The organism is Dyella sp. (assembly GCF_035277725.1).
Taxonomy (GTDB): Bacteria; Pseudomonadota; Gammaproteobacteria; order Xanthomonadales; family Rhodanobacteraceae; genus Dyella_B.
Genome location: NZ_DATEJY010000177.1, coordinates 1 through 9,972, shown reverse-complemented (window position 1 = coordinate 9,972; position 9,972 = coordinate 1). Strand labels below are relative to the sequence as shown.

The following is a 9,972-nucleotide window of genomic DNA, read 5'->3' as shown; positions in this document are numbered from 1 at the left end:
ATTTCACTGGATTCCGGCTTTCGCCGGAATGACGAGCATTCGGTCTGCCGCGGCTGCTACATCCCCAAGTCCGGAGCATTTGGGTTCGGACCGGGAGTTCGCGATGTTCGACGAAGCGCCGCGCAAGCGGCCGGATGCGAGTGGGGCGGTACGTGACATGGATAAACCAGGCGAAACAAGCATGACCACATCGCCCGTTGCGAACGTCGGTACCTATCGCTGGCGCGTCTGCGCCATGCTGCTGCTGGCTACCACCATCAATTACACCGATCGCCAGGTGCTGGGCGTGCTGGCGCCGTTCCTGCAGCAGCAAATCGGATGGAACGAACTCCAGTACAGCTACATCGTCACCGCGTTCCAGGCGGCCTATGCCATTGGCTTGCTGGGCGCTGGCGCCATCATCGACAAGTTCGGTACGCGTATCGGCTATGCGTTGTCGATTGGTGTGTGGAGCCTTGCCGCGGCAGGCCATGCGCTGGCCACCGGCGTTGTCAGTTTTGCAGTGGCACGCTTTGCGTTGGGCCTGGGCGAGTCCGGCAATTTTCCTGCAGCGATCAAGGCGGTCGCCGAATGGTTTCCGCAACGGGAGCGTGCGCTCGCCGCCGGCATTTTCAATTCGGGCTCGAACATTGGCGCACTTGTTGCGCCGATGCTGGTGCCGGTCGTGGCGACGCGCTGGGGCTGGCAGGCGGCTTTTCTTTGCACCAGCGCGCTAAGCGCCCTGTGGTTGGCGATGTGGCTGAGCACCTACCGACCGCCTGGCGAACAACCCAAATTATCCGCAGCGGAAAGGGCCTATATCGGGAATCAAGCCGCCGCCGCGGTGTGCGTACCGTGGTCGCAACTGTTGCGGCATCGCCAGGCCTGGACCCTGGTCGCGGCCAAGTTCATCACCGATCCGATCTGGTGGTTTTTTCTGTTCTGGCTGCCGAAATTCCTGCATGCGCGCTACGGCCTGAGCTTGCTGGAACTTGGATTGCCGCTGGTCGTGATTTTCCTGATGGCTGATCTGGGCAGCATCGCCGGCGGCTGGCTGGCCGGCCGGTTGATCCGGCTCGGCTGGAGCGCTAACCGTGCACGCAAAGGCACCATGCTGGCCTGCGCGCTGCTGATCATGCCGGTGCTTTTTGCGGCAAGGGCCAATCATTTGTGGCTGGCGGTCGCGCTGATCGGCATGGCTACCGCTGGACATCAGGGCTGGTCAGCCAATGTCTACACGCTGGCCTCGGATATGTTTCCGCGCCATGCCGTGGCGTCGGTGGTCGGCATGGGCGGGTTCGCCGGCGCGGTCGGCGGCATGCTGATCTCCACCGTGATCGGCCTGCTGCTGCAAGCCACCGGCAGCTACGTGCCGGTGTTCATGCTGGCCGGTTCGGCCTATGTGATCGCGCTTGCCGTGGTGCATGCGCTGGCGCCGCGCCTGCAGCCGGTGGCGTTGCCATGAGGCTGCCGATTCGATCTTTTACCTTATGGAAATCCGGTACGCCATGAAACTTGCCATGCTTCCCTTCAAGCTGCACCAGGATCGCCTGTTTTCCTCCGACCCTACGCAGCGCTCGATCGCGCGCCAGCTGTATGCGCAGGTTGCCGGGCTGCCGATCATCAGCCCGCATGGCCATACCGATCCGGCCTGGTTCGCCGACAACATGCCGTTCGCCAATGCCACCGAACTGCTGCTGGTGCCGGATCACTACGTGTTCCGCATGCTCTACAGCCAGGGCATCTCGCTCGATACGCTGGGCATTCCGCGCCGCGACGGTTCGCGCCACAACGTCGATCCGCGCGCCGCGTGGCGGGCGTTCGCGCAGAACTTCCACCTGTTCCGCGGCACGCCCTCGTGCATGTGGCTCAATCATGTCTTCCATGATGTCTTCGGCTTGCGCATACGCCTGGAAGCGCGCACGGCGGACATGTATTACGACCACATCACCGCCGCGCTGGGGCGGCCGGAATTCCGTCCGCGCGCCTTGTTCGAGCGCTTCCGCATCGAAGTGCTGGCGACCACCGAATCGCCGATCGACTCGCTGCAGCATCACGCCGCCATGCGTGCCAGCGGCTGGGATGGGCGGGTGATTACCGCTTATCGCCCCGACGTGGTGATCGATCCCGAGCACGAGCAGTTTTCATCGGCGCTGCAGCGCTTCGGCGAGATCACCGGCGAGGATGTCTACAGCTGGACCGGCTACCTTCGCGCGCATCGCCAGCGCCGCGCGTTCTTTGCCGCGGCGGGCGCCACCTCCACCGATCATGGCCATCCCACCGCCGCGACGGCGGACCTTTCCGCCGCTGAAGCCGCCAGGCTGTTCGAGCGCGTGGTACGCGGCAAGGCCAGCAGCGAGGATGCCGAACTGTTCCGCGCGCAGATGCTCACTGAGATGGCTGCCATGAGCATGGACGATGGATTGGTCATGCAGCTTCATCCCGGTTGCTTCCGCAATCACAATCGCCAGCTGTTCGAGCGCTATGGCCGCGACAAGGGTGCGGACCTGCCGTTGCGCACCGATTACGTGCACGCGCTGAAACCCCTGCTGGACCGTTTCGGCAATGAGCCGGATTTCAAGCTGATCGTGTTTACGCTGGACGAAAGCAGTTACAGCCGCGAACTGGCGCCGATGGCGGGGCATTATCCGTCGCTGTACCTGGGGCCGGCATGGTGGTTCCACGATGCGCCGGAAGGCATGTGGCGTTTCCGCGAGTGGACACTGAGCAGTGCGGGGTTCTGCAACACCGTCGGCTTCAATGACGACACGCGCGCGTTCCTGTCCATTCCCGCGCGGCATGACGTCGCGCGCCGGGTGGACTGCGCGTTTCTGGCCAAGCTGGTGGCCGAGCATCGGCTGGAAGAGGACGAGGCGGCGGAGTTGGCGGTGGAGCTTGCGTACAACCTGCCCAAGCGTGCCTACAAGCTGTGATCCGTTCCGGTGTTTGCGGCCATGTTGGGGTTCGGCTGCGCCTCACCCCAACCTGCAAGGTCGCGCGCCACAACGTCACACGTAGGTTGGGGTGAGCGAATGCGAACCCCAACAATCATGGCCTTCCTCTGGCGACATGGCCGCACACCGTCGCCCCGGCGTTCGCCGGGGCGACGGTTACCGTTCCGCCGCATACAAACGCATGCGGTAAATCCGTATCCGCGACGGATCCATGCTGAGTTGCCGCCCCTGGTTGCTCTGATCGCCATTCAAGCGCCGCTCGATTTTCCAAGCCACGCCCGCGCGCGATACTTCCTCGATATTGGCTATACCCGCCACCCGCGCATCCACATCCGGATCGCGCGTCATGGTGACGGTAAGCCCGCTGCCGACGACGTAGAACTCATCGGGCTTGTCTTCCAGCACCAGCATCGCACCGTCGTTGGTCAGCAAGCGCTTGTCCGGCCATGAGCGCGAAAGCGTGGCGGTAAACAGATAGCCATCCAGCGAAACCGTCTGCGTCGGGCGCGGGCTGGTCGCATGCAGCACCAGCCCGCGCGTGCGGCCCGACGCCTGCGCCTGCAGCAGCTCGCCGCCAAGCTGATCGAGCGCGCCGTAGACCTGCATCATCAGCGGTTCTTCGTCGTGCTTGTCCGTGGGCGGATTCAAGCTGTCGATACCAAAGGGACAGAAGCCGAAGCCTTTCGCCTCGCCATAGAGAAACAAGGCGTTATACGGCGCACTGTCGATTTTCGCTTCCGGCACGAATACCGGATTGCCCAGCGCCTGGTAACGCTGCACCCAGTGCGCGAAGTCGGGCCAGTAGATATCCGGCGCATAGAAGTCGATGTGCGTGGCAACGGCCTGGTAGAGCTGCTGGTACTGGGGATAGGGCGCGCCGCTGGGATATTCGCCGGCGCGTTCGAGCGGCGCCGGCAGCTGGGCATTCATGTACATCGGCAGCGCGTATTGCCGCTTGCCGGCGCTCGCCACGGCATCGGCGTAAGTGGCATAGCGCCACACCATGAATGCCTCGTCCGCAGCGTCGCCGAAGACTTCTTTCCAGGTATGTCCTTGCGGGTTGAAGTGTGCGGCAAGTTCAGGCGTCAACGCTGCGCGCTTGGCCAGCAATGCCTGTATCAGCGACGGTGGTACGTCGCCCGAAAACGCGCGGTCGGCGTCCGCGGAGCGATCGCGTCTATCGCCCACCAGGCCCACTTCGTTTTCGACCTGCACCATCAGCACGGTCTGCTGTGCATCCTTCGTTCGCAGATGCGCCATCAGCGCGGCAAACGCGCGGCTATCCAGGCGCAGGGTTTCCTCGCCGAAGGTCGAGAGGATATCCAGCGGCGCGCCATCGATCGCGCGTGCACGGGGAAAGCGCTGCGTGTCCGCTTTCACCCAGGTCGGTGCGTAATCGGAAAAACCATTCTTCCAACTGCCGAACCACAGCAGCACCAAGTGCATCTGGTTTTTACGGGCCACGTCGATCCAATGATCGAGTAGACCGAAATCGAAGTGGCCCTCGGTCGGCTCGACCTGTTCCCACGCTTCCGGCATCAGCACCGTATTTACGTGCAACGCGGCCAGGCGCGGCAGGATCGCATCGGCCTGCGCTTCGGTGCCGGCTGATGAATTGCCGAGTTCGCCGCCGAGCATGAGATAGGGCTTGCCATGCACGATCAGCTGGCTGGCGCCGTTTTTCATCACGACCTTGGGCAGCTCCGCCGCGACCACCGGCGCGGTGAGCAGTGCGAACAGGCTAAGCGCAGCCAGAAAGCGTTTCATCGTAGGTCCCCGTACATGGCAGTGGTCAAGGCGTGTGAGATCGCCGCAGGTGAGCCGTCCGCGAGCGCGGCATAGGCAATCTGCAGTGCGTGGATGAAGCGCGCGTCTCGCGATAGCGGTGCAATGAAAACCGTATCGAGTTGCAGGAAGGCGTCTACGTCGTTGGCGGCATCGCCTGTGCACGCGCGGCCAACGCCGGCAAGCACCTCATGCAGCGGATCGACCAGCGCCACACCGTGATGCGCCTGTCTGCGAACGAATTGCATCCATGCCGCGATCGAAAGACACAGGCTGTCGATCGGCTGGTTCGCCGAGAGTGCGTCGGCGATGGTGCTGAGCAAGCGCACCGGCAATTTCTGCGACCCGTCCCAGGCAATCTGCGCAAGCCGATGACGGATCGCTGGATTGCGGAAACGCACAAGAATCGCATCGATATACGCCGACGCCTGCAAGCCTTCCGGCAAGGCGATCACCGGTGCGATGGCCCTGCGCATCAATCGCTCGACGAAGACGGCAAGCAACGGCTCGCGCATCGCCTCGGCGACCGTCTCCAGGTTCATCAGCGACCCGAGATAGGCCAGGGTGGAATGCGCACCGTTTAGCAGGCGCAGTTTGGCGCGGTCGTAGCCAGCAATGTCGTGGCTCATGGTGACGCCGGCCAGTTCGAACGGCGGCCGCTCGTTGCAGAAGCGATCCTCGATCACCCATTGCGTGTAGGTTTCGCGCTGGATCGGCCATGCGTCCTTGCAGCCAAGTTCGCTGCTGATGCACTCGCGCAAGGCGTCGTCGGTTGCTGGCGTAATGCTGTCGACCATGGAGCAGGGAAAGCTCACCTGCGCATCGATCCAGGCGGCCAGCGTTTCGTCGACTCGCTGCGCATATTGCAGCACTGCCCGGCGCAAGCGATGGCCGTTGTCGGCGAGGTTGTCGCAACTGAGCACGGTGTACGGTGCGAGCCCGAGCATATGCCGCTGCCGCAAGCCGGCCACGATGTAGCCGATGGCGCTGCGTGGTGTGTCCGGCAATGCAAGGTCGTGCACGATATCCGGATGGGCGACGTCGAGATCCTGGCCGGCCAGGCAATAGCCCTTCTCGGTCACGGTCAGCGTCACCAGTCGCACGGCGGGATCGGCCAGGCGTGCAAGGATGGCAGCCGATTCATCACGCGCGGAAAGCAGCTCGCGCATCGAGCCGATCACGCGAAGCTGGGTCTGCTCTCCAAGCAACAGCACCGTGTAAAGACCATCCTGGGGCCGCAGCGCATCGCGCACGTCGGTGCTGTGCAAGGACACGCCGCAGATGGCCCAGTCCGGATGCGTCGCCAACAAATCATCGATATAGACGGCCTGGTGCGCACGATGAAAAGCACCGGCGCCGATGTGCACGATGCCGATGCGGGTGTGGTCAAGCCGATAATTCGGTCTGGTCACGCTGACGGGAAGGCCGGCCAGCGCTTGTTTGGACAATCGCCGTGAGTTTTGAGCGTTGGCATCAACCATACACGGTACTCACTGGAACCCTTGCATCGTCGTCCCGGCGAAAGGCGGGACCCAGCGACTTTGAACTCGCGAAAGACACTAGGCCCCGGCCTTCGCCGGAGCGACGGGCGTGGGGAATGCCGTTTGAAGCAAGCATCAGCGCCGCACCTCAAAACCACCTTGCGCGAGAAAGGCGAGCATGTCCGCTTCGCGCAGCAGATTGACGTCGCCGGGTATCGAATGCTTAAGGCATGCTGCAGTGATGGCGAAATCGAGCATGGCTTCGTCCGGCATGCCGCGGAACAGACCATGCAGCAGGCCGGCGGCAAACGCATCGCCACCGCCGATACGATCGACCACGTTGGACAGCGCATGCGTGGCCGTCGTCAGCACGCGCTCGCGCGTCGCCATCAGGCCGAACAGATCCTGGTCATCCACATTGCGATGCAAGCGTTCGGTCGCGGCCATGCGTTGCAGATGCGGCCATGCCGCGAAGGCGTCGTCGGCGGCAGCACGAAAGCGTGCGATGGCATCGGCTTGCGGGAATGCCATGCCAAGCATCAACGCGATGTCGCGATCATTGCCGAACAGCAAATCAGCGTGACTGACGATTTCGCGCAACACGGCGGGGGCGTGCGCGGCGCGCTCACCCCACAGCTTGCTGCGATAGTTGCAATCAAAAGAGATCGACACGCCGGCTGCACGCGCTGCATGCACCGCTGCCAAGGCGGCTTGCGACGTCGTCTTGCCCAGCGCCAGGTTGATGCCCGACAGATGCAGCCATTGCACGCCGGCCAGCAGCGATGGCCAGTCGTAGGCATCGGCCGGTATGCGCGCGAAAGCGGAATCGGCGCGGTCGTACAGCACCTCCGACGGGCGATGCATGGCGCCGGGCGAAAGGTAATACACGCCCATGCGTCCTTCCGCCTGCAGGATGCCGCCGGTGTCTACGCCATGCTTGCGCAATTCGCCCGCGCAGGCGCGGCCCAGCATGTTGTCCGGCAAGGTGCTGACCATCACGCTGTGGTGGCCGAGAATCGCCAGCGAGGCGGCGACGTTGGCTTCCGCACCGCCGACGTGCACGTTGAAGCACGGCGATTGCAGCGGCAGTTCGCAGCCCGGTGGCGACAGGCGCAGCAGCGGTTCGCCGAAACAGACGATGCGGGTGGGTGGTTGCGATGTGTTGTGCATGCTTGGGTTCATGGGGCTTATTTGAGCGAGACGTATTGCGACTCAGGCATCGTCGCCCCGACGAAAGCCGGAGCCCAGTGACTTTGAGGATCTAAAAAAGTCACTGGATCCCAGCTTTCGCTGGGATGACGAAGTCTGGATTTACGACAATGGTGGCATCCGCCCGTTGCATAGCCACGCTCACGGTTCCACCACGACATCTTTCGCCAACCGGATGTCCGCGCTGGACGCTCCGATCTGCACGCGATAGCGCCCCGGATCGACGGCGTACGCGTGCCGTCCCTCGTCGTAATACTTCAAATCCGTCTGCGGCGATATCTCGAAAGCAACCGCCTGCGTTTCCCCCGCCCGCAGATGCAAACGCTGGAACCCACGCAGCTCCTCGTTCACACGCGCATGCGGTTCATGGAGCGGCTTCACATAAAGCTGCACCACTTCGTCACCATCGCGCTCGCCCGTGTTCTTCACCTTCAACGTTACCTTGATGCGATCGCCAGGCGCAGCCTTGTCGCGATCGAGTAGCAGATCCGAGTAGGCGAAATGCGTGTAAGACAGGCCATAACCAAAGGGATAGAGCGGCTCGCCCTTGAAGTAGCGATAGGTGCGGCCTTCCATGTGGTAATCATCGAACGGCGGCAAGGTTTCATCGGCCTTGTAGAACGTGATTGGCAGGCGCCCAGCCGGATCGGTATGGCCGAACAACGCATCCGCCACCGCCGTGCCACCGCGCTGGCCGGGATACCAGGACAGCAGGATCGCCGGCACATGCTGCTTGGCCCAGTCGATGGCCAGCGCCGAACCGGTAGTGAGTACCAGCACCACGGGTTTGCCGGTGGCCTGTAGCGCTTCCAGCAGTTTTTCCTGCGAGGCGGGCAGGCGCAGATCGGTGCGATCACCGCCGGTGAAACCGGGATAGTTGACCTGCATCTCCTCGCCTTCCAGGTCGGCGGTAAGGCCGCCGACGAAGATCACCACGTCGGCCTGTTGCGCGGCATGCAAGGCTTCGTCGCGGGCTTTTGCCGGATTGCCGAGGCCACCCTTGATGCCTTCGACCAGGTCCGCGCCATGCGCGTAGGTCACTTGCGCATGCGGCGCGGCATCGCGGATGCCTTCCAGGATGGTCACCGGTGCTTTCGGCGTGCCGTGGTAATTGCCAAGCAAGGGCGCCACGTTATCGGCGGTCGGGCCGATCACCGCAATGCGATGGACGTCAGGCGACAGGGGCAACACGTTGTTGTTCTTCAGCAACACGATCGATTCATCCGCCACGCGGCGCGCCAGTTCATCATGCGGCGGCGATTGATTGACCGAATAAGGCAACGTCGACCACGGCACGCGTGCCGGCGGATCGAACATGCCGAGCCGGAAGCGCGCCGTCATCAGTTGCATGAGCGCCGTGTCGATGTCGCTTTCCGAAACCAGGCCATCGTGCACGGCTTGGGTGAGCGCCGCATAGGTGGTGCCGCAGTTGAGATCCATGCCGCTCTTCACCGCCAGCGCGGCGGCCAGCTCGGCGGTCGGCACGATCTTGTGCTGCTTGTAGATGTCTTCCACCGCATCGCAGTCGGATACGGTGTAGCCATTGAAACCCCACTGCTTGCGCAGGATGTCTTGCAGCAGGCGCGGATTGGCAGAGGCGGATTCGCCGTCGACGCGGTTATAGGCGCCCATCACTGCATCAACTTTCGCTTCCTGCACCAGCGCCTGGAAGGCGGGCAGATAGGTTTCGTAGAGGTCGCGCTCGCTGGGGTGCACGTCGAAACGGTGGCGCTCCGATTCCGGCCCGCTGTGCACGACGAAATGCTTGGCGGTGGCATCGAGCTTGCGGTACTTCGGATCGTCGCCCTGCATGCCTTCCACGAAGGCCACGCCCATGCGCGAGGTCAGGAACGGATCCTCGCCATACGTTTCCTGGCCGCGGCCCCAGCGCGGATCGCGGAAGATATTGATGTTGGGCGACCAGAAGGTCAGGCCTTCATAACGCGCATGCATGCCTTGGCGCTGGAATTGGTTGTACTTGGCGCGTGCTTCGTCGCTGATGGTGGTGGCGACCTGATGCATCAGCGTGGTGTCAAAGGTTGCGGCCAGACCGATCGCCTGCGGAAAAACCGTCGCCTGTCCGGCGCGCGCCACCCCATGCAGGCCTTCGTTCCACCAGTCGTAGGCGGGAAGGCCGAGGCGCGGGATCGCGGGGGCGACGTTCTGCATCTGCGAGACTTTTTCCTCGAGTGTCATGCGCGAGACAAGGTCGGCAGCGCGCTGCTCGAAACTGCGGCTGGTGTCCTGGTAGATAGGTGTCTGCGACCAGGCTGCTGCGCTGATGCCAAGCATGATGATGGCTGCGGTGGTTGTGCGACGTAGCTTGATCATGTCGTTCCTTTGCGACGAAGCGAATGTAGGCTGGGATGAAATCCCAGCGCTCTTGCGTTTCCCAAGCTGGGATTTCATCCCGGCCTACGGGGTTACCAATCCCACATTGTGCCGTCTTCCAGCCGCGCCACCGGCAACTGTTTAGGCGAATACGGAAACCGCGCCGCCAGCTTTTCATCGATGTCCACGCCATGCCCCGGCGTTTCACCGCAATGCAGTCGCCCGTTGCGGAA

General features: G+C 63.0%; 6 protein-coding genes and 1 pseudogene. 2 read left to right on the top strand and 5 right to left on the bottom strand.

From position 1 onward, the window contains the following. Window positions 1–181 precede the first annotated feature (181 nt). Window positions 182–1,444, top strand: a complete 1,263-nt coding sequence (locus tag VJR68_RS15575; RefSeq protein WP_324149165.1) for an MFS transporter — start codon at window positions 182–184, stop codon at window positions 1,442–1,444. Window positions 1,445–1,499: 55 nt separating this feature from the next. Further along, window positions 1,500–2,912, top strand: a complete 1,413-nt coding sequence (gene uxaC, locus VJR68_RS15570; RefSeq protein WP_414647800.1) for a glucuronate isomerase — start codon at window positions 1,500–1,502, stop codon at window positions 2,910–2,912. Window positions 2,913–3,089: 177 nt separating this feature from the next. On the opposite strand, the gene VJR68_RS15565 is transcribed toward uxaC, so the two are convergent. The 5 genes and pseudogenes from VJR68_RS15565 to VJR68_RS15545 form a co-directional block, all read right to left on the bottom strand. Then, on the bottom strand, window positions 3,090–4,700 hold the full coding sequence (locus tag VJR68_RS15565) for a DUF5597 domain-containing protein (RefSeq protein WP_324149162.1): 1,611 nt from the start codon (window positions 4,698–4,700) through the stop codon (window positions 3,090–3,092). After that, window positions 4,697–6,199 (bottom strand): mannitol dehydrogenase family protein, encoded by a 1,503-nt coding sequence (locus tag VJR68_RS15560; RefSeq protein ID WP_324149160.1) that lies wholly within the window; start codon window positions 6,197–6,199, stop codon window positions 4,697–4,699. The genes VJR68_RS15565 and VJR68_RS15560 overlap by 4 nt, the downstream gene beginning before the upstream one ends. Before the next feature lie 135 nt (window positions 6,200–6,334). Next, window positions 6,335–7,369, bottom strand: coding sequence for a sugar kinase (locus VJR68_RS15555; RefSeq protein ID WP_324149158.1), 1,035 nt, complete (start codon window positions 7,367–7,369; stop codon window positions 6,335–6,337). A 180-nt stretch (window positions 7,370–7,549) separates the two neighbouring features. Beyond that, window positions 7,550–9,739: a glycoside hydrolase family 3 C-terminal domain-containing protein gene (locus VJR68_RS15550; protein ID WP_414647799.1), complete on the bottom strand. Its 2,190-nt coding sequence runs from the start codon at window positions 9,737–9,739 to the stop codon at window positions 7,550–7,552. Window positions 9,740–9,831: 92 nt separating this feature from the next. Continuing rightward, window positions 9,832–9,972 (bottom strand): annotated as a pseudogene (locus VJR68_RS15545) (bifunctional D-altronate/D-mannonate dehydratase); the annotation flags it as partial.